29 protein-coding genes are annotated in these 24,852 nt (G+C 73.9%); 20 read left to right on the top strand and 9 right to left on the bottom strand.

Annotation, left to right across the window (positions count from 1 at the left end):
- Window positions 1–5: 5 nt before the first annotated feature.
- Window positions 6–659, top strand: coding sequence for an AAA family ATPase (locus ACZ6KF_RS13965; RefSeq protein WP_469158137.1), 654 nt, complete (start codon window positions 6–8; stop codon window positions 657–659).
- A gap of 174 nt (window positions 660–833) precedes the next feature.
- Here ACZ6KF_RS13965 and ybaK read toward each other — a convergent pair whose 3' ends face one another.
- The 3 genes from ybaK to ACZ6KF_RS13950 are packed head-to-tail and all read right to left on the bottom strand — an operon-like array spanning window position 834 to window position 3,731.
- Entirely contained in the window at window positions 834–1,334 is a 501-nt protein-coding gene (gene ybaK / locus ACZ6KF_RS13960) for a Cys-tRNA(Pro) deacylase (RefSeq protein WP_356634335.1), read from the bottom strand.
- Window positions 1,335–1,350: 16 nt separating this feature from the next.
- The gene (locus ACZ6KF_RS13955) at window positions 1,351–2,091 is read right to left on the bottom strand and encodes an LON peptidase substrate-binding domain-containing protein (protein ID WP_469158138.1); all 741 of its coding nucleotides are present in this window, start codon (window positions 2,089–2,091) and stop codon (window positions 1,351–1,353) included.
- A gap of 59 nt (window positions 2,092–2,150) precedes the next feature.
- Window positions 2,151–3,731 (bottom strand): oxidoreductase, encoded by a 1,581-nt coding sequence (locus ACZ6KF_RS13950; RefSeq protein ID WP_356634339.1) that lies wholly within the window; start codon window positions 3,729–3,731, stop codon window positions 2,151–2,153.
- A 195-nt stretch (window positions 3,732–3,926) separates the two neighbouring features.
- On the opposite strand from ACZ6KF_RS13950, the gene hisD reads away from it, so the two are divergent.
- Genes hisD through hisF form a run of 8 tightly spaced genes read left to right on the top strand, consistent with a single transcriptional unit; the run spans window position 3,927 to window position 9,648 of the window.
- Window positions 3,927–5,252 carry a histidinol dehydrogenase gene (hisD, locus tag ACZ6KF_RS13945; protein WP_469238512.1) on the top strand — a complete coding sequence of 442 codons (1,326 nt, stop codon included), beginning with the start codon at window positions 3,927–3,929 and terminating at the stop codon, window positions 5,250–5,252.
- 14 nt (window positions 5,253–5,266) lie between these two features.
- Window positions 5,267–6,373: a histidinol-phosphate transaminase gene (locus ACZ6KF_RS13940; protein WP_469238530.1), complete on the top strand. Its 1,107-nt coding sequence runs from the start codon at window positions 5,267–5,269 to the stop codon at window positions 6,371–6,373.
- Complete coding sequence (gene hisB, locus ACZ6KF_RS13935) at window positions 6,370–6,963, top strand: imidazoleglycerol-phosphate dehydratase HisB (protein ID WP_356634343.1); 594 nt, start codon at window positions 6,370–6,372, stop codon at window positions 6,961–6,963. Before ACZ6KF_RS13940 ends, hisB begins: the two co-directional genes overlap by 4 nt.
- Window positions 6,960–7,124, top strand: coding sequence for a hypothetical protein (locus ACZ6KF_RS13930; RefSeq protein WP_356634345.1), 165 nt, complete (start codon window positions 6,960–6,962; stop codon window positions 7,122–7,124). Before hisB ends, ACZ6KF_RS13930 begins: the two co-directional genes overlap by 4 nt.
- A complete protein-coding gene (gene hisH / locus ACZ6KF_RS13925; RefSeq protein ID WP_469238511.1) occupies window positions 7,121–7,765 on the top strand; it encodes an imidazole glycerol phosphate synthase subunit HisH in 645 nt (214 codons plus the stop codon). Before ACZ6KF_RS13930 ends, hisH begins: the two co-directional genes overlap by 4 nt.
- A gap of 4 nt (window positions 7,766–7,769) precedes the next feature.
- A complete protein-coding gene (gene priA, locus ACZ6KF_RS13920) occupies window positions 7,770–8,495 on the top strand; it encodes a bifunctional 1-(5-phosphoribosyl)-5-((5-phosphoribosylamino)methylideneamino)imidazole-4-carboxamide isomerase/phosphoribosylanthranilate isomerase PriA (protein WP_469158140.1) in 726 nt (241 codons plus the stop codon).
- The gene (locus ACZ6KF_RS13915; protein WP_356634351.1) at window positions 8,492–8,896 is read left to right on the top strand and encodes a RidA family protein; all 405 of its coding nucleotides are present in this window, start codon (window positions 8,492–8,494) and stop codon (window positions 8,894–8,896) included. The genes priA and ACZ6KF_RS13915 overlap by 4 nt, the downstream gene beginning before the upstream one ends.
- Window positions 8,893–9,648 carry an imidazole glycerol phosphate synthase subunit HisF gene (hisF, locus tag ACZ6KF_RS13910; RefSeq protein ID WP_356634354.1) on the top strand — a complete coding sequence of 252 codons (756 nt, stop codon included), beginning with the start codon at window positions 8,893–8,895 and terminating at the stop codon, window positions 9,646–9,648. Before ACZ6KF_RS13915 ends, hisF begins: the two co-directional genes overlap by 4 nt.
- Window positions 9,649–9,661: 13 nt before the next feature.
- Here the strand turns inward: hisF and ACZ6KF_RS13905 are convergent, their stop codons facing one another.
- The gene (locus ACZ6KF_RS13905; RefSeq protein WP_469158141.1) at window positions 9,662–10,297 is read right to left on the bottom strand and encodes a TIGR03085 family metal-binding protein; all 636 of its coding nucleotides are present in this window, start codon (window positions 10,295–10,297) and stop codon (window positions 9,662–9,664) included.
- Window positions 10,298–10,379: 82 nt separating this feature from the next.
- Here ACZ6KF_RS13905 and hisI point away from each other — a divergent pair, with 82 nt between their 5' ends.
- From hisI to lgt, 11 genes are all read left to right on the top strand, one after another.
- Complete coding sequence (gene hisI, locus ACZ6KF_RS13900) at window positions 10,380–10,775, top strand: phosphoribosyl-AMP cyclohydrolase (protein WP_356634358.1); 396 nt, start codon at window positions 10,380–10,382, stop codon at window positions 10,773–10,775.
- Between the two features lie 11 nt (window positions 10,776–10,786).
- A complete protein-coding gene (locus ACZ6KF_RS13895) occupies window positions 10,787–12,301 on the top strand; it encodes an anthranilate synthase component I (protein WP_469238510.1) in 1,515 nt (504 codons plus the stop codon).
- Between the two features lie 25 nt (window positions 12,302–12,326).
- Window positions 12,327–12,977: a TIGR02234 family membrane protein gene (locus ACZ6KF_RS13890; RefSeq protein WP_356634362.1), complete on the top strand. Its 651-nt coding sequence runs from the start codon at window positions 12,327–12,329 to the stop codon at window positions 12,975–12,977.
- Window positions 12,978–13,136: 159 nt separating this feature from the next.
- The gene (locus ACZ6KF_RS13885; protein WP_356634364.1) at window positions 13,137–13,421 is read left to right on the top strand and encodes an HGxxPAAW family protein; all 285 of its coding nucleotides are present in this window, start codon (window positions 13,137–13,139) and stop codon (window positions 13,419–13,421) included.
- 104 nt (window positions 13,422–13,525) lie between these two features.
- Complete coding sequence (locus ACZ6KF_RS13880; RefSeq protein WP_356634366.1) at window positions 13,526–13,948, top strand: DUF2752 domain-containing protein; 423 nt, start codon at window positions 13,526–13,528, stop codon at window positions 13,946–13,948.
- A gap of 140 nt (window positions 13,949–14,088) precedes the next feature.
- Window positions 14,089–14,898, top strand: a complete 810-nt coding sequence (gene trpC / locus ACZ6KF_RS13875; RefSeq protein ID WP_356634368.1) for an indole-3-glycerol phosphate synthase TrpC — start codon at window positions 14,089–14,091, stop codon at window positions 14,896–14,898.
- Between the two features lie 22 nt (window positions 14,899–14,920).
- Window positions 14,921–15,136 carry a tryptophan biosynthesis modulator TrpM gene (trpM, locus tag ACZ6KF_RS13870; protein WP_469158142.1) on the top strand — a complete coding sequence of 72 codons (216 nt, stop codon included), beginning with the start codon at window positions 14,921–14,923 and terminating at the stop codon, window positions 15,134–15,136.
- 61 nt (window positions 15,137–15,197) lie between these two features.
- The gene (gene trpB, locus ACZ6KF_RS13865; protein WP_469238509.1) at window positions 15,198–16,484 is read left to right on the top strand and encodes a tryptophan synthase subunit beta; all 1,287 of its coding nucleotides are present in this window, start codon (window positions 15,198–15,200) and stop codon (window positions 16,482–16,484) included.
- Window positions 16,481–17,296: a tryptophan synthase subunit alpha gene (gene trpA / locus ACZ6KF_RS13860; protein WP_469158144.1), complete on the top strand. Its 816-nt coding sequence runs from the start codon at window positions 16,481–16,483 to the stop codon at window positions 17,294–17,296. Before trpB ends, trpA begins: the two co-directional genes overlap by 4 nt.
- A 104-nt stretch (window positions 17,297–17,400) precedes the next feature.
- A complete protein-coding gene (locus ACZ6KF_RS13855) occupies window positions 17,401–18,177 on the top strand; it encodes a DsbA family protein (protein ID WP_356634374.1) in 777 nt (258 codons plus the stop codon).
- Window positions 18,178–18,249: 72 nt separating this feature from the next.
- A complete protein-coding gene (gene lgt / locus ACZ6KF_RS13850; protein ID WP_469238508.1) occupies window positions 18,250–19,275 on the top strand; it encodes a prolipoprotein diacylglyceryl transferase in 1,026 nt (341 codons plus the stop codon).
- Between the two features lie 89 nt (window positions 19,276–19,364).
- On the opposite strand, the gene ACZ6KF_RS13845 is transcribed toward lgt, so the two are convergent.
- The 5 genes from ACZ6KF_RS13845 to ACZ6KF_RS13825 are packed head-to-tail and all read right to left on the bottom strand — an operon-like array spanning window position 19,365 to window position 24,850.
- Complete coding sequence (locus tag ACZ6KF_RS13845; RefSeq protein WP_469158147.1) at window positions 19,365–20,174, bottom strand: HpcH/HpaI aldolase/citrate lyase family protein; 810 nt, start codon at window positions 20,172–20,174, stop codon at window positions 19,365–19,367.
- On the bottom strand, window positions 20,171–21,415 hold the full coding sequence (locus tag ACZ6KF_RS13840) for a CaiB/BaiF CoA transferase family protein (RefSeq protein ID WP_469158148.1): 1,245 nt from the start codon (window positions 21,413–21,415) through the stop codon (window positions 20,171–20,173). The genes ACZ6KF_RS13845 and ACZ6KF_RS13840 overlap by 4 nt, the downstream gene beginning before the upstream one ends.
- Window positions 21,412–22,305, bottom strand: coding sequence for a ribokinase (gene rbsK / locus ACZ6KF_RS13835; RefSeq protein ID WP_469158149.1), 894 nt, complete (start codon window positions 22,303–22,305; stop codon window positions 21,412–21,414). The genes ACZ6KF_RS13840 and rbsK overlap by 4 nt, the downstream gene beginning before the upstream one ends.
- Entirely contained in the window at window positions 22,302–23,687 is a 1,386-nt protein-coding gene (locus ACZ6KF_RS13830) for an ADP-ribosylglycohydrolase family protein (RefSeq protein WP_469238507.1), read from the bottom strand. The genes rbsK and ACZ6KF_RS13830 overlap by 4 nt, the downstream gene beginning before the upstream one ends.
- On the bottom strand, window positions 23,675–24,850 hold the full coding sequence (locus ACZ6KF_RS13825) for an ADP-ribosylglycohydrolase family protein (protein ID WP_356634384.1): 1,176 nt from the start codon (window positions 24,848–24,850) through the stop codon (window positions 23,675–23,677). The genes ACZ6KF_RS13830 and ACZ6KF_RS13825 overlap by 13 nt, the downstream gene beginning before the upstream one ends.
- Window positions 24,851–24,852: the final 2 nt, after the last annotated feature.

Here is a 24,852-nt window from a genome sequence, read left to right as displayed (position 1 = left end):
TCAGGGTGACAGCACCGTTGACGCCGCCTCCACAGCCGCACGAACCGTCCTCGCACCAGCCGTGGTCGCCTTCGCCCGCCGACGCGGCGCCCCCGGTCCCGGCCGTGGACGACGGCGCCGGGATACGCGCCGAGGTGCGCGAGGCCGTGCTGATCACGGTGGCCGTCGCCCTCGCCGGGCTGGTGCTCGGCCTGCTGTGGAACCTGCTCGCGCCCCGCGTCCCGCTGGTCGGCGACGTCGTGGACGGCGGCTGGGTGGTGTACCTCAAGGACACCGAGGGCGAGCAGTCGATCGGCGTCGACGGAACGTTCACCCTGCTCGCTCTGGCCTTCGGCGCCGTCAGCGCGGTGGCCGTGTTCCTGCTGCGCCGGCGCGGGGGAGTGCCGGGCGTGGTCGCGCTGGCCGTCGGCGGCCTGCTGGGCTCGCTGGTCGCCTGGCGAGTGGGCGTCTGGCTGGGGCCCGCCGAGGACGTGCTGGCCCACGCGAAGGAGGTCGGCCGGGGAACGGCGTTCTCCGCGCCCCTCAAGCTCTCGGCCAAGGGCGCCCTGCTGGCCTGGCCCATGGCGGCCCTGCTGACCCACCTGGGCCTGATGGCCCTGTTCACGTCCCGGGAGCCGGACCCCGTGGGACCCCTTCCCTACGGCCCGCCCCCGAAGTAGCCGGAAGCAGCCTCCTGCCCTACGACCGGCCCGAAGCAACCCTCCACCTGCACGACCGGCTCCCCAGGCAGCCGCAAGCAGCCGCAAGCAGCCGCAAGCAGCCGCCAGCCGCGGGGCCGGCGCGGCCCGGTCGCTCCCCTCCGGGCGCGGCAGCGGGCCGGAACGGTCGGGGCGTCAGGGGCGGCCGATCGGGGCCACGGTCGCGTCCGTCAGTTCGGCCAGGGCCGACGGAGACAGCTCCACCTCCAGGCCGCGGCGGCCCGCCGAGACGCAGATGGTGGCGTGGGCGCCCGCCGAGGCGTCCAGGACCGTGGGGAGCTTCTTGCGCTGGCCCAGCGGGGAGATGCCGCCGCGCACATAGCCGGTCGTGCGCTCCGCGAGGGCCGGGTCGGCCATGGTCGCGCGCTTGCCGCCCACCGCAGACGCCAGGGCCTTCAGGTCCAGGGAGCCGGCCACCGGCACCACCGCCACCGTCAGGGCGCCGTCCACGTCCGCCACCAGCGTCTTGAACACCCGGTCGGGGGACACGCCCATCGCCTCGGCCGCCTCCTCGCCGTAGGAGGGGTGGGCCGGGTCGTGGTCGTAGGAGTGGATCGTGTGCTCCACCCCCGCCGCGGTCAGCGCCACCGTCGCGGGCGTGCCGCCGGACTGCTGCTTCTTGGACTTCTTCGCCATCCGCTCGTCACCAGGTTCAGTTGAGGCTCGTAGGGTTCCGCGTCAGGTCCGACGCGGGCAGTGACGGCAGGGTACGGATGATCGCCGTCTCCGAGCGCAGCAGCCTCAGCTCGTCGCGCAGCCGCGAGGCGGTGTCCGGCGCCTGCAGCAGCCGCTGCTTGGTCGGCGTGTCCAGCATCATCGCCGCCGCCACCAGGTACGACACCACCGACGGCTCGTCCGGCAGCTCCGCACCCGTCGTCAGCGACCGCTCCCGCGCCCCCGCCAGCCGCTTCTGGTACTGCCGGAAAGCCCGCAGCACCCCCTCGGCCAGCGCCCCCGCCTCGTCGCCGGGGTCCTCCTCCAGCTCCTCCAGCTCCGCCGTCAGATACGGCCCCGACGCGTCCACCGACAGCAGCCGCACCCGGGTCGTGCCCGTCGCCAGCACCTCGAACGTGCCGTCCGCCCGCTCCCGGATCGTCGCCGCGTCGGCCACGCAGCCCACGCCGTGGAACGCCTTCACCGGATCGGCGCCGAAACCGGCCGCGGGACCCCGTTCGGGCCGGGCCGTCGGGTCGGGCATGCCGGGCGCGGTCGCCGCCACCTCGTGTCCGTCGCGGATCGCCACGACGGCGAAACGCCGCGGCTCGTCCTCCGGCGTCTTCGACAGGGCGCGCATCATCGCGCGATAGCGCTCCTCGAAGACGTTCAGCGGGAGGACGAGTCCCGGGAACAGCACCGAGTTCAGGGGGAAGAGCGGCAGCCGGACGGTGGTCACGACGCAAGAGCCTAATGGTCGGCGCGGCGCGCGCGTCCGCCCCGCCCCCGCCCGGCCCCTCAGCTGCGCCGCAGCAGCCGGGTCGCGCCCGCCGCGACCGTCGTCGCCAGGACCCAGCCCAGCAGGATCATCGCAGCCGCCAGCCACTGCCAGCCGCCGCTCAGATGCCAGAACCCGGTCTGCCCCAGCTCGATCACCGGAAGCAGCAGGTCCAGGGCGAACAGCGCCGGATTCCACGGGGGGTGGCCGTCCCGCCCGCCCGTCTCCGGCCGCCCCGCCGACGCGAACGCCAGCGACCCCGCCGCCCACAGCACCGCCATCCACACCGCGGCCCGCCCCGGCCGGTACCCGTAGGCCACCGTCCAGTCCTGGGCGTACCCCCAGAGCTTCGCGGCCGGCGGCAGCGTCTCGCGGCGCCGCCGCTGCTTGGCGAGCAGCACCTCGCGGGCGTCCTCGTCCTCGCCGCACGCCCGCAGCACCGCGGCCAGCCGCTCGTACGGCTCCGGGTTGTACTCGGCGGTCGCCGCGGCCACCCACCGCAGGCGCTCGGCCAGCGAGAAGGGGCCGCGCGGCACGAGCGTGTCGTAGGCGAAGCCGGGCATGTGCAGACCGCCCGGCGCCGGCCAGCTGCTCGCCCGGTCGACCAGGTTGCCCACCCGCGCCCCGGACAGCACGACCGAGCCCCGCTTCGGCCGCTCCCCGAGGAACCGCAGCTCCGGCACCTGCACCCGGCGCAGCGACAGCTCCTGCTCGTCGGTCAGGACGAAACGCGCGCCGTCGAAGTCCACCGCGTCCCCGAACCGCCCGTCGTCCAGCCGCACCCCGCCCTGGCACTCGAAGTTCTGCACCCGGGTGCCCTGCGCCGGAGTGGTCCCGCTCAGCTGCGGGCCGCCGATGCCGGCCGGCGTCAGATAGAGCGTGCGCCCGACGCTCAGCTGCGGGGCGTTGAGCGCGCGGCGCGTGTACGGGTTGAGCAGCCGCGCCCCGCGCAGGCTCAGCGAGCCGCCGACCGTCGCACTGCGCAGGCTCACCTCGCCGTGCGCCTCCAGCATCTCGGACTGCAGGTCCTGCCCGACGCCGATGCCGTCCGCCGCGATCGCCCGCCCGTTGCGGTCCCGGTACACCACGGCCTGGTTGAGCAGCAGGTCGGTGCCTATCTGCGCGTCGGTCAGCCGGATCCCGGCGTGGAACCGGCAGCGCGGCAGGTGCAGATCGCCCTCGGTGTGCATCCGCGCCGCCTCCAGCCGCGGCACCGAGCAGTTCACCAGCCGCACGGTCTTGAACTGGGTCTCCGGCAGCAGCACCTCCCGCTCGAAACGGCAGTCGTGCAGCTCCACGTACGGCACGACCGTGCCGCCCGCCAGATCCAGCGTGCCGCTGACCCGCACGCCCACCAGCTTCAGCGCGGACACCCGGCCCGCCAGCGCCGGCGGCCCGTCCAGCAGCAACCAGCACACGATGCGCGCCCGCACGGTCCGCCCGTCGTCCCACTCGCGCGCCCCGTGCGGGTCGTCCTCCTCGGTGTCACCGCTGCGCAGGTCGTACACCGTGCCGTTGCGGAACGCCTGCCACATCCCGGCCTCCGCGGCGGTCAGCCCCTCCGGCAGCTCCCCGTCGCGGACGCCGGCCCCGTCGGTCACGATGGTCCCTCCTTCCTCCCGCGTTCCTCACGCGCCTCACTTCCCTCGTACAGCTGTTCATGCCCGTTCGGTGACGCCTTGAACACTCAACGTGACCATCTCTTTGGGTGACGGTCACCCCGCGTGAGCGGAGTCTCGTATCAGCCATTGGGACACGCGGACGACGCCCCTGCCGGGTCTGCGAGAATTGAGGGCGTGATCTCCCGAATCGATCTGCGCGGCGACGCCCTCCCGGAGGGTCCCGCCCTGCGCGACCTGCTGCCCCGAGCCGACTTCGACGTTGCGGCCGCCCTGGAGAAGGTGCGGCCGATCTGCGAGGCCGTGCATCATCGGGGCGACGCGGCGCTGATCGACTTCGCCGAGAAGTTCGACGGCGTCACGCTCGACCAGGTGCGGGTCCCGGCCGCGGCGCTGGAGCGCGCCCTGGAGGAACTGGACCCGGCCGTGCGCGCGGCCCTGGAGGAGTCCATCCGCCGCGCCCGCCTCGTCCACCGCGCACAGCGCCGTACGACCCACACCACCCAGGTCGTGCCCGGCGGCTCCGTGACCGAGAAGTGGGTCCCCGTCGAGCGGGTGGGGCTGTACGCGCCCGGCGGCCGGTCGGTCTACCCGTCCTCCGTGATCATGAACGTCGTGCCCGCCCAGGAGGCCGGCGTCGGTTCGGTGGCGCTCGCCTCCCCGGCCCAGGCCGAGTTCGGCGGGCTCCCGCACCCGACGATCCTCGCCGCCTGCGCCCTGCTCGGCGTGGACGAGGTGTACGCCGCGGGCGGCGCCACCGCCGTCGCGATGTTCGCGTACGGCACCGAGTCCTGCCCGCCCGCCAACATGGTCACCGGCCCCGGCAACATCTGGGTCGCCGCCGCGAAGCGCTACTTCACCGGCCGGATCGGCATCGACGCCGAGGCCGGCCCCACCGAGATCGCGGTGCTGGCCGACGCCACCGCCGACCCGGTGCACGTCGCCGCCGACCTGATCAGCCAGGCCGAGCACGACCCGCTGGCCGCCGCCGTGCTGGTCACCGACTCGCCCGGACTGGCGGACGCCGTCGAGAAGGAGCTGGAGCCGCAGGTCGCGGCCACCAAGCACGTCGACGACCGGATCGTCCCGGCCCTGGCGGGCCGGCAGTCCGCCATCGTCCTGGTCGACGGCGTCGAGGAAGGGCTGCGGGTGGTCGACGCCTACGGCGCCGAGCACCTGGAGATCATGACCGCCGACGCGGCGGCCGTCGCCGACCGGGTGAAGAACGCCGGTGCGATCTTCATCGGCCCCTGGGCCCCCGTCTCGCTCGGCGACTACGCGGCCGGCTCCAACCACGTCCTGCCCACCGGCGGCTGCGCCTGCCACTCCTCCGGCCTGTCCGTCCAGTCCTTCCTGCGCGGCGTCCACATCGTGGACTACACGCGGGAGGCGCTCGCCGAGGTCGCGCACCACGTCGTGACGCTGGCCGAGGCGGAGGACCTGCCCGCGCACGGCGCGGCGATCAAGGCGAGGTTCGACTGGAAGGTTCCCGAGGGCAAGTGACCGCCAACATCCCCATGTCCCCATGGGACGAGCTCCCCGTCCGCGACGAGCTGCGCGGCAAGTCCCCCTACGGCGCGCCCCAGCTGGACGTGCCGGTACGGCTGAACACCAACGAGAACCCCTACCCGCTGCCCGAGCCGCTCGTCGAGCGGATCGCCGAGCGGGTGCGCGAGGCGGCCCGCCACCTCAACCGCTACCCGGACCGGGACGCGGTCGAGCTGCGCACCCGCCTCGCCGCGTACCTGACCGACAGCACCGGCCACCCGGTCGGCCTCGCCAACGTCTGGGCGGCGAACGGCTCCAACGAGGTCATCCAGCAGCTGCTGCAGACCTTCGGCGGACCCGGCCGCACCGCGATCGGCTTCGAGCCGTCGTACTCGATGCACGGCCTCATCGCGCGCGGCACCGGCACCGGCTGGATCTCCGGACCCCGCAACGACGACTTCACGATCGACCTCGCGGCGGCCGAGAAGGCCATCGCCGAGCACCGGCCGGACGTCGTCTTCGTCACCACCCCGAACAACCCGACCGGCACCGCCGTGCCGCCCGAGACGGTGATCGCGCTCTACGAGGCCGCGCAGGCCGCCAAGCCGTCGATGGTGATCGCGGACGAGGCGTACGTCGAGTTCAGCCACGGCGACTCGCTGCTGCCGCTGATCGAGGGCCGCCCGCACCTGGTGATCTCCCGCACCATGTCCAAGGCGTTCGGCGCGGCGGGCCTGCGCCTGGGCTACCTCGCCGCGCACCCGGCCGTCGTCGACGCCGTCCAGCTGGTCCGGCTGCCCTACCACCTGTCGGCCGTCACCCAGGCGACCGCGCTGGCCGCCCTGGAGCACACCGACACGCTGCTCGGATACGTGGAACAGCTGAAGGCCGAACGGGACCGCCTGGTGGGCGAACTGCTCGCGACCGGCTACGAGGTCACGGCCTCGGACGCCAACTTCGTGCAGTTCGGCCGCTTCGCCGACGCCCACGAGGCGTGGCGCAGGATCCTCGACCGGGGCGTCCTGGTCCGGGACAACGGCGTGCCCGGATGGCTGCGGGTCACCGCCGGAACCCCCGAAGAGAACGACGCGTTCCTCGACGCGGTCCGTGAGCTGAAGAAGGAGATGAACGCATGAGCCGCGTGGGACGCGTGGAACGAGTCACCAAGGAGACCTCGGTCCTGGTCGAGATCGACCTCGACGGGTCCGGCAAGGTCGACGTGGCGACCGGCGTCGGCTTCTACGACCACATGCTCGACCAGCTCGGCCGGCACGGTCTGTTCGACCTCACCGTCAAGACCGAGGGCGACCTGCACATCGACTCCCACCACACCATCGAGGACACCGCCCTCGCGCTCGGCGCCGCCTTCAAGCAGGCCCTCGGCGACAAGGTGGGGATCTACCGCTTCGGCAACTGCACGGTCCCCCTGGACGAGTCCCTCGCCCAGGTCACCGTCGACCTCAGCGGCCGGCCGTACCTCGTGCACACCGAGCCGGAGAACATGGCGCCGATGATCGGCGCGTACGACACCACCATGACCCGGCACATCCTGGAGTCCTTCGTCGCCCAGGCCCAGATCGCGCTGCACGTGCACGTGCCCTACGGGCGCAACGCCCACCACATCGTGGAGTGCCAGTTCAAGGCGCTCGCCCGGGCCCTGCGCTACGCCTCGGAGCGCGACCCGCGCGCGGCCGGCATCCTCCCCTCCACGAAGGGCGCGCTGTGAACGGGCTGTCGACGCTGCTGATCGTCGTCGGGCTGTTCTTCCTCGGCGGCGTCTACTCCTTCGTCAAGCAGGAGATGCCCAAGGGCCTGATCGTGCTGCTCTCCGTCGGCGCCGCGATGTGCCTCGTCGCCGGCGTCCTGCGGCTGGAGGTGTGGAATTGACCGGCAACACCAAGCGGGTCGTCGTCTTCGACTACGGCTTCGGCAACGTCCGCTCCGCCGAACGCGCCCTCGCGCGCGTGGGCGCCGACGTCGAGATAACCCGTGACTTCGACAGGGCCATGAACGCCGACGGCCTGCTCGTCCCCGGCGTCGGCGCCTTCGCCGCCTGCATGCGCGGGCTCAGGGAGGCCCGCGGCGACTGGATCGTGGACCGCAGGCTCGCCGGCGGGCGCCCCGTCATGGGCATCTGCGTCGGCATGCAGATCCTCTTCGGGCGCGGCATCGAACACGGCGTCGAGACCGAGGGCCTGGACGAGTGGCCCGGCACGGTCGGACCGCTCCAGGCCGACATCGTGCCCCACATGGGCTGGAACACCGTCGACGCGCCGGCCGGCTCCGAGCTGTTCGCCGGCCTGGACGCGGACGCGCGCTTCTACTTCGTCCACTCCTACGCCGTCCACGACTGGACGCTGGAGGCGCACAACCCGGCGATGACCGCCCCCAGGGTCACCTGGTCGACCCACGGCAAGCCCTTCTTGGCCGCCGTGGAGAACGGCGCCCTGTGGGCCACGCAGTTCCACCCCGAGAAGTCCGGCGACGCCGGCGCGCAGCTGCTCACCAACTGGATCGGAACCCTGTAGAGACATGGCCAAGCTCGAACTGCTCCCCGCCGTCGACGTCCGCGACGGCCAGGCCGTCCGCCTCGTGCACGGCGAGTCCGGCACGGAGACCTCGTACGGCTCCCCCCTGGAGGCCGCCCTCGCCTGGCAGCGGGCGGGCGCCGAGTGGCTGCACCTGGTGGACCTGGACGCCGCCTTCGGCACCGGCGACAACCGCGAGCTGATCGCCGAGGTCACCGGCGCGATGGACATCAAGGTCGAGCTGTCCGGCGGCATCCGCGACGACGACACCCTCGCCGCCGCCCTCGCCACCGGCTGCACCCGCGTCAACCTCGGCACCGCCGCCCTGGAGACCCCCGAGTGGGTCGCCAAGGTCATCGCCGAGCACGGCGACAAGATCGCCGTCGGTCTCGACGTCCGCGGCACCACCCTGCGCGGCCGCGGCTGGACCCGCGACGGCGGCGACCTCTACGAGACGCTGGAGCGCCTCGACAACGAGGGCTGCGCGCGGTACGTGGTCACGGACATCGCCAAGGACGGCACCCTGCAGGGCCCCAACCTGGAGCTGCTGCGGAACGTCTGCGCCGCCACCGACCGGCCGGTCGTGGCCTCCGGCGGGGTGTCCTCCCTGGACGACCTGCGCGCCATCGCCGAACTGGTGCCCCTCGGTGTCGAGGGCTCCATCGTCGGGAAGGCGCTGTACGCGAAGGCGTTCACCCTGGAAGAGGCCTTGGAGGCTGTGTCGCGATGACGTCCGATGCCGTGCGGCGTGTGCAGAGCGGAAGTCCCTGGGAAGAGAGTTTCGGTTTCGCGCGCGCCGTCGCGGCGGGCGACCGCGTGCTGGTGGGGGGCACCACGTCCTTCAAGGGCAGCGTGCTCCACGGGGAGGGCGACCCCTACGAACAGGCGAAGACCGCCTTCGCCGGCGCCGTCGAGGCGCTCGGCGAGTTCGGGCTCGGCGTCGAGTCCGTGATCCGCACGCGGATGTACCTGACCCATGCGCGGGACGTCGAGGACGTGGGCCGGGCCCACAAGGAGTTCTTCGACACCGTCCGGCCCGTCTCCACCCTGCTGGTCGTGGAGGGCTTCGTCGACCCGCGCATCCTGGTCGAAGTGGAAATAGAAGCATTCAGAGGAGCCGTGGATTCATGACCCTGGCGGTCCGAGTCATCCCCTGCCTGGACGTGGACAACGGCCGGGTCGTCAAGGGCGTGAACTTCCAGAACCTGCGCGACGCGGGCGACCCCGTCGAGATGGCCAAGGTGTACGACGCCGAGGGCGCCGACGAGCTGACCTTCCTCGACATCACCGCGTCCTCGGGCGACCGGGAGACCACGTACGACGTGGTGCGCCGCACCGCCGAGCAGGTGTTCATCCCGCTCACCGTCGGCGGGGGCGTGCGGGCCGCCGAGGACGTCGACAAGCTGCTGCGGGCCGGCGCCGACAAGGTGGGCGTCAACACCGCCGCCATCGCCCGCCCCGACCTGATCCGCGAGATCGCCGAACGGTTCGGGCGCCAGGTGCTGGTGCTGTCCGTGGACGCCCGCCGCACCGAGTCCGGCTCCTTCGAGGTCACCACGCACGGAGGTCGCCGGGGCACCGGCATCGACGCCGTCGAGTGGGCGCACCGGGCCGCGGAGCTGGGCGCGGGCGAGATCCTGCTCAACTCCATGGACGCCGACGGCACCAAGGACGGCTACGACCTGGAGATGATCGCGGCCGTCCGCAAGCACGTCACCGTCCCGGTGATCGCCTCCGGCGGGGCCGGCGCGCTCGCCCACTTCCCGCCCGCCATCGAAGCGGGCGCCGACGCGGTCCTCGCCGCCTCCGTGTTCCACTTCGGCGACCTGCGCATCGGCGAGGTCAAGGACACCCTCCGCGCGGCCGGCCACCCGGTGCGCTGACCCCGCGCGGGCCTCACAGGCCCAGCTGCCTGCCCGCCCGCAGCCGCTCGATCGCCTCCTGCTCGCCGTCCACGTCGACCTCGGCGGCGCTCATCCGGCCGTGCAGGAACAGCAGCAGCTCCGACGGCTCGCCGGTCACCGTCACGACCGGCGTGCCCCGGTGCGCGACCGCCGTCCGGCCGTCCGGGCGGCGCAGCACCAGACCCGTCGGCGCGCTGCGGCCCATCAGCCGGGAGGTGCGCTCGAGCCGGGTCCACAGGGCGTCCTGGAAGACCGGGTCCAGCGGGCGGGCCGTCCAGTCGGGCTGGGCCCGGCGCACGTCCTCGGCGTGGACGTAGAACTCGACGGTGTTGGACATCTCGTCGATCTGTTTGAGCGAGAAGGGCGAGAAGCGCGGCGGCCCGGTGCGGACGAGCCGGATCAGCTCCTCGTACGGCTTCGCGGCGAACTCCTCCATCGCCTTCTCCAGGCGCGGAGCGAGCTGCTTGATCAGGATGCCGCCGGCGGCGTCCGGGCGTCGCTCGCGCACCACGACGTGCGCGGCCAGGTCCCGGGTCCGCCAGCCCTCGCACAGGGTCGGCGCCTCGGGACCGGCGGTCTCCAGCAGGTCGGCGAGCAGAAGCCGTTCACGCTTGGCGAAAGTCGACATGCCGTCAGCCTACGGCCGCCCCGCGGGTCCGGACAGTGGACGACGTGCCGTCACTGCCGGTGGGAGGCGGCACAATGGCCCCATGACCAGCACGCCGCCGCCCAGCAGCCTCGACCCGGAGATCGCCGCGCGCCTCAGACGCAGCGCGGACGGCCTCCTGCCCGCCATCGCCCAGCAGTACGACACCGGCGAGGTGCTGATGCTGGGCTGGATGGACGACGAGGCCCTGCACCGCACGCTCACCACGGGCCGCTGCACCTACTGGTCGCGCAGCCGGCAGGAGTACTGGGTCAAGGGCGACACCTCCGGGCACTTCCAGTGGGTGAAGTCCGTCGCCCTCGACTGCGACGCCGACACCGTGCTGGTCAAGGTCGACCAGGTGGGCGCCGCCTGCCACACGGGCGCGCGCACCTGCTTCGACGAGGACGTGCTGATCGAGGACGCCTCGGACGCCGGCGCGCCGGCCCGGGATCGATAAGGTCGGCCGCCATGGATCTCGAGACGTTCCGCAAGCTCGCCGCCGACCGCCGCGTCATCCCCGTGACCCGCAAGCTGCTGGCCGACGGCGACACCCCCGTCGCGCTCTACCGCAAGCTCGCCGCCGAGCGGCCCGGCACGTTCCTCCTGGAGTCCGCCGAGAACGGACGTTCCTGGTCCCGGTACTCCTTCGTCGGCGTGCGCTCCGCCGCGACCCTCACCGCGCGCGACGGACAGGCCCACTGGCTCGGCGAGCCGCCCGTCGGCGTCCCCACGGGCGGCGATCCGCTCGCCGCCCTGCGCGCCACCATCGAGGCCCTGCACACCCCGCACCAGGAGGGCATGCCGCCCTTCACCGGCGGCATGGTCGGCTACCTCGGCTACGACATCGTCCGCCGGCTGGAGAAGATCGGCCCCGGCGAGCGGGACGACCTGCGCCTGCCCGAGCTGACCATGCTCCTCACCAGCGACCTCGCCGTGATGGACCACTGGGAGGGCTCCGTCCTGCTGATCGCCAACGCGATCAACCACAACGACCTCGACTCCGGCGTCGACGAGGCCTACGCCGACGCGGTCGCCCGCCTCGACGCCATGGAGGCGGACCTGTCCCGCGCGGTGGCCCAGCCGCCCGCCGTGCTGCCGCCCTCCCAGCTGCCCGAATACAGCGCGCTGTGGGGCGGCGCCGACTACCGGGCCGCCGTCGAGGACATCAAGGAGCGCATCCGGGCCGGCGAGGCCTTCCAGGTCGTGCCCTCCCAGCGGTTCGAAACGGAGTGCACCGCGAGCGCGCTGGACGTCTACCGGGTGCTGCGGGCCACCAACCCCTCGCCGTACATGTACCTGCTGCGCTTCGACGGCTTCGACGTCGTCGGCTCGTCCCCCGAGGCGCTGGTCAAGGTGGAGGACGGCCGGGCGATGGTCCACCCCATCGCCGGCACCCGGCACCGCGGCGCCACCCCGCAGGAGGACCAGGCCCTCGCCGACGAGCTGCTCGCCGACCCCAAGGAGCGCGCCGAGCACCTGATGCTGGTCGACCTCGGACGCAACGACCTCGGGCGGGTGTGCGAACCGGGCTCGGTGGAGGTCGTGGACTTCATGTCCATCGAGCGGTACTCGCACGTCATGCACATCGTCTCCACGGTGACCGGGCGGGTGGCGCCCGGCCGCACCGCCTTCGACGTGCTCACCGCCTGCTTCCCGGCCGGCACCCTCTCCGGAGCGCCCAAGCCGCGCGCGATGCAGATCATCGACGAGCTGGAGCCGTCCCGGCGCGGCCTGTACGGCGGCTGCGTCGGCTACCTCGACTTCGCGGGCGACTCCGACACCGCCATCGCCATCCGCACGGCCCTGCTGCGCGACGGCACCGCCTACGTCCAGGCGGGCGCCGGCGTCGTCGCCGACTCCGACCCGGCCGCCGAGGACCAGGAGTGCCGCAACAAGGCCGCGGCGGTCCTGCGTGCCGTGCACACGGCGAACCGGCTGAAGAAGTGGGGCGCTTCTCACGCCGCCGCCGTGAACCCCGGGTGACGGTCCGTCCCCGCGGCACGCGATAGTGGAGTACGTGACTGCTGTTCCCACCCCCCGTTCCGAAGGTCCAGGACCCGCGAGGGCCGGCCGGCGGAGTCTCGCGCTCGCCCTGCTGTGCGGCGCCCTCGGCGCGGCCGTGGTGCTGCTGGCCACCCGGCAGCAGTGGGCGCAGGGCACCGCCGCGGTGGCCGGCGGCGCCTTCCCGCTCACCGCGAGAGGCAGCGACGTCACCGGCGTCCCCGCCGCCCTCGCGATCGTGGGCCTGGCCGCCCTCGTCGCCGTCTTCGCCGTCCGCCGGGCCGGCCGGATCGCCGTCGCCGCGCTGCTCGCCCTGTGCGGCGCCGGCACCGTCGCCGCGGCCCTCCTCGGCGCCTTCGACGGCTCCGCGCTGGACGAGAAGGCCGCACGGGCCTCCGGCGACACCGCCGCCACCGTCGACGCGCTCAGCCACACCGCGTGGCCCTACGCCGCCGCCGCGGGCGGGGCGCTGATCCTCGTCGCCGGACTGCTCGCCCTGCGCTACGGCAGCCGGTGGCCCGCCATGTCCGGCCGCTACGAGCGCTCCGGCGCCCCCCGCCCGCGCCGGGGCGCCCCCGCGGCCGACTCCGACCGCCCCGAGGACCTGTGGAAGGCCCTCGACCGCGGCGAGGACCCGACCGGCGCCGGTCCCGCCTGACGACACCGCGCGGGCAGTGTGGCGAAACAGACGCCGCCGGTGGCGACCCCCGGGCTCGGCGCCGCACGCGCGTACGGGACAATGGCAGCGAGCGGCAGGCTCACCCACGCACACGGCAACCCGGCCCGCAGGGCACACACGGCAAACGAGGAGCAAGCAATGGCGGACAGCAGCCACGGGCACGGTCACACCCCGGCCGCCTGGACCGGTGTCATCATCGCCTTCATCGGTTTCTGCGTGGCGGGCGCCTTCATGGTGATGGCCAACCCGCTGGGGTTCTGGGCCGGCATGGTGCTGATCGTCCTCGGCGGCGTCGTCGGCATGATCATGCGCGCCATGGGCCTCGGCGCCCCCAAGGCCCAGCCGCTGAAGATGGTGGAGACCGCCGCGCCGTCCGCCAAGCCGCAGGTCGGCAAGCGCGAGCCGGTCGGCGCCGAGGGCTGAGCCGCCGCACGGCCTCCCGCCGCGACCCCGCCGAGGGGCGGCCCGGCACCGCGCCGGGCCGCCCCTCGCGCGCGCCGCGGCCGGGCGCAGGGCACAATGCCGAGGTGAACGCCGACAGCCGCGCCCTCGCCCCGATCGCGGTCCGCCTGGCCCGGCCCGCCGCCGTGCTGGCGGGCGTCGCCGGCGCCTTCGCCTACGTGGGCGCCGTCGACCCGGGCGAACCGGGCCACTACCCCGCCTGCCCGCTGCTGAGGTTCACCGGCCTGTACTGCCCCGGTTGCGGCGGCCTGCGCAGCGCGCACGCCTTCGTGCACGGCGACCTCCCGGCGGCGCTGCAGGCCAACGCGCCGGCCGTCGTCGGCTATCTGGTCCTCGCCGTGCTGTGGACCGTCTGGGTGGTCCGTGCGGCGCGCGGCCGTCCCCTCCGGCTCGATCCCCGGCCCGCCGTGCTGTGGTCGGCGGGGGCGCTGCTGCTGGTCTTCACCGTCGTGCGGAACCTGCCGTTCGGCGGCTGGCTGCACCCCTGACGGCCCGGCGCGGCTGTCCATCCACTGGGACCGGCGTCAACCGAATGCGGGGCATGCGCCCCGCTCCGGATACCATCGCAGTGACCATCGGTTTCGCCCCAGAGAATCGAATGCCCACCGTCTGGAAGGGGGCCGCTCGCGTGAGTGTGCTCGACGAGATCATCGACGGAGTCCGTGCCGACCTCGCGGAGCGGCAGGCGCGCGTGAGCCTCGACGAGCTCAAGGAGCGCGCGGCGAAGGCCCCCGCCGCCAAGGACGGGGCCGCCGCCCTGCGCGGCGACGGCGTCAAGGTCATCTGCGAGGTCAAGCGCTCCAGCCCCTCCAAGGGCGCGCTCGCCGCGATCGCCGACCCGGCCGGCCTCGCCGCCGACTACGAGGCGGGCGGCGCGGCCGTCATCTCCGTCCTCACCGAGCAGCGTCGCTTCGGCGGCTCGCTGGCCGACCTCGAGGCCGTCCGCGCCCGCGTGGACATCCCCGTGCTGCGCAAGGACTTCATCGTCACCTCGTACCAGCTGTGGGAGGCCCGCGCGTACGGCGCCGACCTCGCGCTGCTGATCGTCGCCGCCCTCGACCAGCCCGCCCTGGAGTCCCTCATCGAGCGCGCCGAGTCCATCGGGCTCACCCCGCTCGTCGAGGTCCACGACGAGGACGAGGTCGACCGTGCGGTGGACGCCGGCGCCAAGGTCATCGGCGTCAACGCCCGCAACCTCAAGACGCTCGAGGTCGACCGCACCACCTTCGAGCGGCTCGCCCCGGACATCCCCGACCACCTCGTCAAGGTGGCCGAGTCCGGCATCCGCGGCCCGCACGACCTGATCGCCTACGCCAACGCCGGCGCCGACGCCGTCCTGGTCGGCGAGTCCCTGGTCACCGGCCGCGACCCCAGGTCCGCGGTGGCCGACCTGGTGGCGGCGGGCGAGCACCCCGCACTGCGCCACGGGCGTGGCTGATCCTTCGATAGGCTTGGCCGCGATGACTCTCACGACGACGACCGTGGACCGGCACGCCCGCCTCGCGCGCGGCTGCCGCCCCCGTGGTTGCCGCGCGCCCGCACGCAGGGTGCACGGGCGCCGGGTGAGGTACGTCATCGGAGACGAGCCGGGCCAGGTGAACGGGCGTCGATGGCAGCGCCCCGACAGGGGCGCGGAGAACCGCGCGACCGGTCACCACGGTCCCGCGGCCGGCTGACGACATCCCTCCCGCCCCACGGCGATCGGTGCACTCGACACACTCACCGTGAGGTTCACTCATGCCCAGCGAGTTCTTCATCCCCGACCCCCAGGGTCAGGTGCCGAGCCCCGAAGGCTACTTCGGCGCGTTCGGCGGCAAGTTCATCCCGGAGGCCCTCGTCGCCGCCGTCGACGAGGTCGCCGTCGAGTACGACAAGGCCAAGGCCGACCCCGAGTTCGCCCGCGAACTCGACGACCTGCTGATCCACTACACCGGCCGCCCCAGCGCCCTCACCGAGGTGGCGCGGTTCGCCGAGCACGCCGGCGGCGCCCGGATCTTCCTCAAGCGCGAGGACCTCAACCACACCGGCTCCCACAAGATCAACAACGTGCTCGGGCAGGCCCTGCTCACCAAGCGCATGGGCAAGACCCGGGTCATCGCCGAGACCGGCGCCGGCCAGCACGGCGTCGCCACCGCGACCGCCTGCGCGCTGTTCGGCCTCGACTGCACCATCTACATGGGCGAGATCGACACCCGGCGCCAGGCCCTCAACGTCGCCCGCATGCGCATGCTCGGCGCCGAGGTCATCGCCGTGAAGTCCGGCAGCCGCACGCTCAAGGACGCCATCAACGAGGCCTTCCGCGACTGGGTCGCCAACGTCGACCACACCCACTACCTGTTCGGCACCGTCGCCGGACCGCACCCCTTCCCGGCCATGGTCCGCGACTTCCACCGGGTCATCGGCGTCGAGGCCCGCCGCCAGCTCCTGGAGCGCGCCGGCCGCCTCCCCGACGCGGCCGTCGCCTGCGTCGGCGGCGGCTCCAACGCCATCGGCCTCTTCCACGCCTTCATCCCCGACGCGGACGTCCGCCTCATCGGCTGCGAGCCCGCCGGACACGGAGTGGAGACCGGGGAGCACGCGGCCACCCTCACCGCCGGCGAGCCCGGCATCCTGCACGGCTCCCGCAGCTATGTCCTCCAGGACGAGGAGGGCCAGATCACCGAGCCCTACTCGATCTCCGCCGGCCTCGACTATCCCGGCATCGGCCCCGAGCACTCCTACCTCAAGGACACGGGCCGCGCCGAGTACCGCGCCGTCACCGACGACGCCGCCATGCAGGCCCTGCGCCTGCTCTCGCGCACCGAGGGGATCATCCCGGCCATCGAGAGCGCCCACGCGCTCGCCGGGGCCCTGGAGGTCGGCCGCGAACTGGGCCCCGACGGCCTGATCGTCGTCAACCTCTCCGGGCGCGGCGACAAGGACATGGACACCGCCGCCCGCTACTTCGGCCTGTACGACACCGACGCCGAGGTCGCCGCCGACGAGGCCGGCGGCGCCGCCGAGATCGAGGGGGACGCCAAGTGAGCGGCAACATCCAGCTGTTGAGCGACACCCTGGCGGCGGCCAGGGCCGAGGGCCGCTCCGCCCTCATCGCCTACCTCCCGGCCGGGTTCCCCACCGTGGACGGCGGCATCGAGGCGGTCAAGGCCGTCCTCGACGGCGGCGCGGACGTCGTGGAGGTCGGGCTGCCGCACAGCGACCCCGTCCTCGACGGCCCCGTCATCCAGACCGCCGACGACATCGCCCTGCGCGGCGGCGTGAAGATCGCCGACGTGATGCGCACGGTGCGGGAGGCCCACGCGGCCACCGGCAAGCCGGTGCTCGTCATGACGTACTGGAACCCCATCGACCGCTACGGCGTCGAGCGGTTCACCGCCGAGCTGGCCGAGGCGGGCGGCGCCGGGTGCATCCTGCCCGACCTGCCCGTGCAGGAGTCGGCGCCGTGGCGGGAGCACGCCGACAAGCACGGCCTCGCGACCGTCTTCGTCGTCGCGCCCAGCAGCCGCGACCAGCGTCTCGCCGAGATCACCGAGGCGGGCAGCGGATTCGTCTACGCCGCCTCCCTGATGGGCGTCACGGGCACCCGCGAGTCGGTCGGCGCGCAGGCCCAGGACCTGGTGGAGCGCACCCGCGCCACCACCGACCTGCCGGTCTGCGTCGGCCTCGGCGTCTCCAACGCCGCCCAGGCCGCCGAGGTCGCCGGCTTCGCCGACGGCGTGATCGTCGGCTCCGCCTTCGTCAAGCGGATGCTGGACGCGCCGGACGACGCGGCCGGCGTTGAGGCCGTGCGGGCGCTCGCCGGCGAGCTGGCGAAGGGCGTGCGCGGACAGGCGTGACGCCCGGCGCACGCCGTCAGGCGTAAGGGAAATATCGGTCACTCGAACGGGTGGACCTGGGACCGGGGAGGCGCGGTGCGCCTCCCCGGTTCGTTCTGCGGGGTGTGAGCGAGAAGAACCGTGACGGTAAGCGCCGCACCGCCCGAGAGCGGCTGGCGGCCGAGCGAGAGAAGCAGAAGGCCGCCGAGAAGCGCAGGCGCGGCCTGGTGGTGGGCGGGGCGGTGGTCTGCGTCCTCGCCCTCGCGGCGGTGATCGGCGTCATCGCCGCCAACGCCGGCAAGGACGAGGAGGAGAGCGCGGGCCCCCTGGTGGCGCCCTCGGGGGCCAACGGCGAGGACAGCCTGGCCATCCCCGTCGGCAAGGACACCGCCAGGTCGACGCTCACGGTCTGGGAGGACTTCCGCTGCCCTGCCTGCAAGTCCTTCGAGACGACGTACCGCTCGACCGTCCACGAACTCACCGACGCCGGGCAGCTCAAGGTCGAGTACCGGCTGGCGACCATCATCGACGGCAACATGGGCGGCAGCGGCTCCCGCAAGGCCGCCAACGCCGCGGCCTGCGCGCAGGACGCCGGCAGGTTCGTCCCCTACCACGACGTGCTGTTCGACAGCCAGCCGCCCGAGCCCGAGGACGACTTCGCCGACGAGGACCGGCTCATCGAACTGGCCGGCAAGGTCGAGGGACTGGACACCCCGGCCTTCCGCACCTGCGTCAAGGACGGCACCCACGACGCCTGGGTCGACAAGTCCGCCGAGGCCTTCACCAAGGGCGGCTTCACCGGCACGCCCACCGTGCTGCTCAACGGCAAGAACATCTACGAGGACCGGTCGATGACGCCCGCCAAGCTGAAGCAGCAGGTGCAGCGGGCCGCTCAGGGGTGAGCGCCCCGTTATGGAGCCGTTGCCGGGCCGCCCGCCGCCGGGCGCGCCCGGCACGGTAGCGTCGACCCTGCCATGGAACTTGCCTACATTCCCAGCCCGTCGAGCGGTGTGCTGCACCTCGGCCCCGTTCCGCTGCGCGGCTACGCGTTCTGCATCATCATCGGCGTCTTCGTGGCCGTATGGCTCGGCAACCGCCGCTGGATCGCCCGCGGCGGTCGGGCCGGCACGGTGGCCGACATCGCGGTCTGGGCGGTGCCGTTCGGCCTGATCGGAGGCCGGCTCTACCACGTGATCACGGACTACCAGCTGTACTTCAGCGAGGGCCGTGACTGGGTGGACGCCTTCAAGATCTGGGAGGGCGGCCTCGGCATCTGGGGCGCGATCGCGCTGGGCGCGGTGGGCGCGTGGATCGGCTGCCGCCGTCGCGGGATCCCGCTGCCGGCCTACGCCGACGCCGTCGCCCCCGGCATCGCGCTCGCCCAGGCCATCGGCCGCTGGGGCAACTGGTTCAACCAGGAGCTGTACGGCCGGGAGACCGACCTGCCGTGGGCCGTGCACATCACCTCCACGGCGGACGGCCGGGTGCCGGGCTACTACCACCCGACGTTCCTCTACGAGTCGCTGTGGTGCATCGGCGTCGCGCTGCTGGTCATCTGGGCCGACCGGCGCTTCAAGCTGGGCCACGGGCGGTCCTTCGCCCTGTACGTCGCGGCGTACTGCGCGGGCCGGTTCTGGATCGAGTACATGCGCGTGGACGACGCCCACGAGATCCTGGGCCTGCGGCTGAACAACTGGACCGCGCTGGTGGTGTTCCTGCTCGCCGTGGTGTACATCGTGGTCTCGGCGAAGAAGCGGCCGGGCCGGGAGGACGTGATCGAGCCGGGGGCGCAGACCTCCGACGGCGACGCCGAGGGCGCTTCCGGTGATGCCGGGGACGCCGACGAGACCGCCGCCGGGGCCGACGGCAAGTCCGACGCCGCCGAGGCCGAGGGCGACGCCGGGTCCACGACGGACGGCGGTGCGCAGGCCGAGACCGGCGCGCAGCCGGGGTCGAGCGACGTGGCCGAGGACGGGGCCGGGTCCGCGAAGAAGGCGTGACACCCGGGCCCGACGGCCGCACATCGTACGGGGAGGGCGTCCGGAGTCGTTCCGGGCGCCCTCCCCGCATGTCACCGTCGGCGTCGACGTCAGCGGCGCTGCGCCAGCGCCAGTGTGCGCCGTGCCGCCTTCACCACCGCCGCGTCCACGAAGCCGCCGTCCGGCAGGGCCTGCGCGCCCGCGTCGACGGCCGCCGCCTCGACGATCGACGCGGCCCGCTCGATCTCCCGCGCGGTCGGCAGATAGGCCCGCTCGATGACCGGCAGCTGACGGGGATGGATCGCCGCCCGGCCGAGGAACCCCAGCGCCCGCCCGTGCGCGCACGACTCCCGCAGCCCTTCCAGGTCCCGCACGTCCGGATGCACCGACTGCGGCGTCGGCGCGAGCCCGGCCGCCCGGGCGGCGACGATCACCCGGCAGCGCGACCAGTCCAGGCCCCGGTCGTCCCCCGCGCCGAGATCGGCCCGCAGGTCCGCCTCGCCCAGGGCGACGCCGCGCAGGGCGGGATGGGCGGCGGCGATCGGGTAGGCGTGCTCGACGGCCAGGGCCGTCTCCAGCAGGGCGTACAGCGGCACCGGCCCGGTCGTGCCGGCGACGTCCACCACCTGCCGGGGCGACGTCACCTTCGGCAGCCGCAGCCCGGACAGGCCCGGCAGCGCCGCCAGCGCCGTCAGATCGGCCGCCGCCCCGGGGCCGTCGAGGGCGTTCACGCGGACGTGGACCGGCGTCGCGTGCGCCTCGGCCAGCAGCTCGGCGGTGGCCCTTCTGGCGTACTCCTTGCGGTGCGGGGCGACCGCGTCCTCCAGGTCGACGATCACCACGTCGGCGCCGGCGGCGAGCGCCTTGGCGACGACGTCGGGCCGGTCGCCGGGGGCGTAAAGCCAGGTCAGCGGGGTCACAGGGCGCCCTCCTCCCGCAGGGCCGCCACCTCGGCGCCGGTGAGGCCGAGTTCGGCGAGGACCGCGTCGGTGTCCGCGCCGTGCGGGCGGCCCGCCCAGCGGATGGCGCCGGGCGTGGCGGAGAGCCGGAACAGGACGTTCTGCATGCGCAGCGGGCCCAGTTCCGGGTCCTCGACCGTGGTGATCGTGTCGAGCGCCCGGTACTGCGGGTCCGCCATCACGTCCCGGACGTCCTGCACCGGCGCGACGGCCGCCTCCGCCTTCTCGAACGCGGCCAGCACCTCCTCGCGGGTGCGGGCGGCGATCCAGCCGCCGACCGCCTCGTCCAGCACGTCGGCGTGGGCGGCCCGCCCGGAGCCGTCGGCGAACCACGGCTCGTCGATCAGGTCGGCTCGGCCCACCAGGCGCACCACCCGCTCGGCGACCGACTGCGCCGACGTGGACACCGCGACCCAGCTGCCGTCGGCGGTGCGGTAGGTGTTGCGCGGGGCGTTGTTCTGGGAGCGGTTGCCGGTGCGCGGCTGGAGGTGGCCCAGCTGGTCGTACCAGAGGGGGTGGGGGCCGAGGACGGTGAGGATCGGCTCGATGATCGCCATGTCGACCACCTGCCCCTCGCCGGTGCGCCCACGCGCGGCCAGCGCGGTCAGGACGGCGTACGCGGTCGCCAGACCGGCGATGGAGTCGGCGAGGCCGAACGGCGGCAGGGTCGGGGGCGCGTCCGGCTCGCCGGTGATCGCGGCGAAGCCGCTCATCGCCTCGGCGAGGGTGCCGAAGCCGGGCCGGTGCGCGTAGGGGCCGAACTGGCCGAAGGCGGTGACCCGGGCGAGCACCAGACGGGGGTTGGCGGCGGACAGTTCCGGCCAGCCCAGGCCCCACTTCTCCAGGGTGCCGGGGCGGAAGTTCTCCACGATCACGTCCGCGCCGGCGGCGAGCCGCAGCAGGGTGGCACGGCCGCCGGGCGTGGACAGGTCGAGGGTGATGGCGCGCTTGTTGCGGCCGAGCAGCTTCCACCACAGGCCCACGCCGTCCTTGGCCGGGCCGTGGCCGCGGGAGGGGTCGGGGCGGGTGGGGTGCTCGACCTTGATCACCTCCGCGCCGAAGTCGCCGAGCAGGGTGGCGGCGAGCGGGCCGGCGAAGAGGGTGGCGAGGTCCAGGACGCGCAGTCCGCCCAGGGGCGGTGCGCCCGGTGCGCCCGCGCCGTTCACCGCGTGGGTGGGGTTCGTTCCGTTCGTGCCGCTCATGACGTGAACCGTGCCTCGATCTCCGAGCGGTACGGCATCGACGCCGACGCTCCCTCGCGCTGGACGGACAGTGCGGCGGCCGTCGCGGCCCAGGCCAGCGCCTCGGGCATGGGCCGGCCCTCGCCGACGGCCACCGCGAGGGCGCCGACGAAGGTGTCGCCGGCGCCGGTGGAGTCGACGGCGGCGACCCGGGGCGCGGGCACGGTCACCGGCTGCGCGCCCCGGGCCGCGTAGAGGCTGCCGGCCGCGCCGAGGGTGACGACCACCTCGGGGACCCGGTCGAGCAGGGCGCCGGCCGCCTCCAGCGGGTCGGTGCGGCCGGTGAGGGCGGTCGCCTCGTGCTCGTTGGGCACCAGCAGGTCGGTGGCGTCGAGGAGTTCGGCGGGCAGCGGCCGGGCCGGGGCGGGGGTGAGGATCGTACGGACGCCGTGCGCGCGGGCGACGGTCGCGCCCGCGACGACCGCGGACAGGGGGATCTCCAGCTGGAGCAGGAGCGCGTCGGCGCCGGCGATCAGCCCTTCGTCGCGGGGGACGAGCCGGTCGACGGCGCCGTTGGCGGCGGGGATCACGACGATCGCGTTGCCGCCCTCGTCGTCCACGACGATGTGGGCGGTGCCGGACGGTCCCTCGGTGGTGCGCAGATGGTCGGTGTTGACGCCGGAGTGTTCGAGGGTGGAGCGCAGCCGGGAGCCGAAGGCGTCGTTGCCGACCGCGCCGATCATCGAGACGGTGCCGCCGGCGCGGGCGGCGGCGACGGCCTGGTTGGCGCCCTTGCCGCCGGGGATGGTGCGGAACTCCCGGCCGGTCACGGTCTCCCCGCGCTGCGGGGCCTTCTCGACGTAGGCGACGAGGTCCATGTTGGTGCTGCCCAGCACGACGATGTGGGTCATGGGCGGGGGGCCTCCTGGTGGATGAGGTCGGCCGTCAGGTCGGCGAGGGTGTCGAAGCCGGTGCCGTGGAAGTCGGCGACGGAGGTCGACAGGCGGTTCTTCAGCGGGGCGGTCCAGTGCTCGGGCAGCGCCCGCGGGCCGGCGGTGAGCAGCGCGGCCACGCTGCCCGCCGTCGCCCCGTTCGAGTCGGTGTCCCAGCCGCCGGAGACCGCGCGGCAGATCGAGCCGGTGAAGTCGCCGTCCGCGTGGGTGAGGGCGGCGGAGATCAGGGCGGTGTTGGGCACGGCGTGGACCCAGTGGTAGGCGGCGGCGTGGGTGGCGTGGAGTTCGTCCACGACCGTGTCGAAGTCCTCGGTGGTCTCGGCGAGCCGGATCGCGTGCCGGACGGCCCGGGCGAGCCGGGAGCGCGGCGGGACCACGGTCAGGCCGGTGCGCAGACAGGCGTGGACGTCGCCGGGGCCGGTCGAGACGGCGGCGGTGGCGACGGTCGCCGCCGTGAACATGGCGGCGTAGACGCCGTTGGCGGTGTGGGTGAGGACGGCGTCGCGGTGGGCCTGCGCGGCGGCGGACGCGGGGTCCCCGGGGTTGGTCCAGCCGTGTACGTCGGCGCGGATGAGGGCGCCGATCCACTCGCGGAAGGGGTTGCGGTGGCGGGCGGTGCGCGGGGGCTCGATGCCGCTCAGGAGGTTGCGGTAGGCGACGCGTTCGGCGGTGAAGGCGCGGCCGGCGGGCAGCTCGTCCAGCCAGAGGCGGGCCACGTCGTCGGTGGTGAAGCCGGGGCCGTGACGCCGGAGCAGCAGCAGGTTGAGCAGGGGGTAGTTGAGGTCGTCGTCCTCGGGCATGCCGTCGATGTTCTCGGCCAGCGAGGTGCCCGCCGAGCGCCGGTTCCAGGGGTACTTCGCGGCGAGGTCGGCGGTCACGCCGCGGGCGGTGAAGTAGCCGGACAGGGGCCGGTTGCCGGTGGCGTGGGCGAGCAGGCGGATGCCCTCCAGGGGAAGTTTCTCGACCGGCTTGCCGAGCAGGCAGCCCACGGCCCGGCCCAGCCAGGCGGCGTGCAGCCGGGCACGGTCCGGGACAGGGGCGCTGGAGACGGGCCCGGCGGGCCAGTTGGGGCACAGGGCCCTGATCCGCTCCAGCCCGGTCGGCTCGTGCTCCGCCAACCGGCTGGGCAGGTCGGCGAGTTCGTCGAGCAGGTCCTCCGCGAGCAGCCGCAGGTACCGGGAAGCCGGCTGCTCGGACGCGCCCGCCCGCAGCGGGGCGTCGTGGCCGCCGGCCGCGGCCCAGCGCCTGGCGACGGCCTTCGGCTCGCGGCCGTCCTGCCGGGCCTGGCGCAGTTCGTGGCCGATCAGGTCCTCGGGCTGGACCCAGGTCAGTCGCAGCATTCGACGCCTCCCAGCGCGGCGAACATCTCCTCGTGCGCGCGGCGCCGCTCCACGTCCCGCGCGAACACCTCCCGGGCCACCGCGGCGAGTTCGCGCGCGGGCTCCCACAGGTCGATCCGGCTGGCCTCGGCCACCGTCTTCGCCCACTCCCGCGGCACCGGCGAACCGAGCGCGCCCGCGAGCGCGCCGGCCATGGTGGCGATCGAGTCGCAGTCCCGGCCGTAGTTCACCGAACCGAGCACCGCGTGCCGGAAGTCGCCGCCCGCCACCACCAGCATGCCCAGCGCGACGGGCAGTTCCTCGATCGAGTGCAGCCGTGAGGGCCGCCGGGCGCCCAGCGACGGCGACCGGTAGTCGGGGCCGACGGTGTCGTACGGCGCCACCGCCTCCCGCAGCGGCACCAGCGCCGACTCGAAGTCCGAGTAGCGGCAGGCCGCTTCGCAGACCCGCTCGATCGCCGCCCGGGTGCCGTCCTTCGCCAGTGACAGACACGCCGCCACCACCGAGTCCGCCGTCGCCCCCGGAGCGCAGGCCGCGGCCACCGCCGCCGCGAACACGCCCGCCGCCTCCCGGCCGTACGACGACTGGTGCGCGCCCGCGACGTCCAGCGCCTCCGCGTACGCGGCCCGCGGGTCGGCCGCGTTGACCAGGCCGACCGGCGCCATGTACATCGCGGCCCCGCAGTTGACGATGTTGCCGGCGCCCGCCTCGCGCGGATCGGCGTGGCCGTAGTGCAGCCGGGTCACGAGCCACTTCTCGGCGAGGAAGATCCGCTGCAACGGCAGCGCCTCGGCCTCCAGTTCGGGGATCCAGCGCGGGTTCGTCATCAGGTCGGGCACCAGGTGCTCGGCGACGGCGTAGGCGTCGAGGTGGTCGCGGACCGTCGCGTACACCCGGACCAGCGCGTGGGTCATCAAGGTGTCGTCGGTGACGTGGCCGTCGCCCTTGTGGTACGGGGCGATGGGCCGGGCCGTGCGCCAGGCGTCGCCGTTCCAGGGGCCGACGACGCCGTGCACCCGGCCGCCGTGCCGCTCGACGATCTGCTGCGGCGAGTAGCCCTCGACGGGCCCGCCGAGTGCGTCGCCGACGGCCGCGCCGACCAGCGCGCCGGTGATCCGCTCGTCCAGGGTGTGCGCTCGGCCTGGTTCTCCTTTGGGCGTCATGC

The sequence above is a fragment of the Streptomyces sp. NPDC046379 genome (assembly GCF_055587785.1).
The sequence above is the reverse complement of the archived record's forward strand: the minus strand, read 5'-3'. Positions and strand labels throughout refer to the sequence as shown.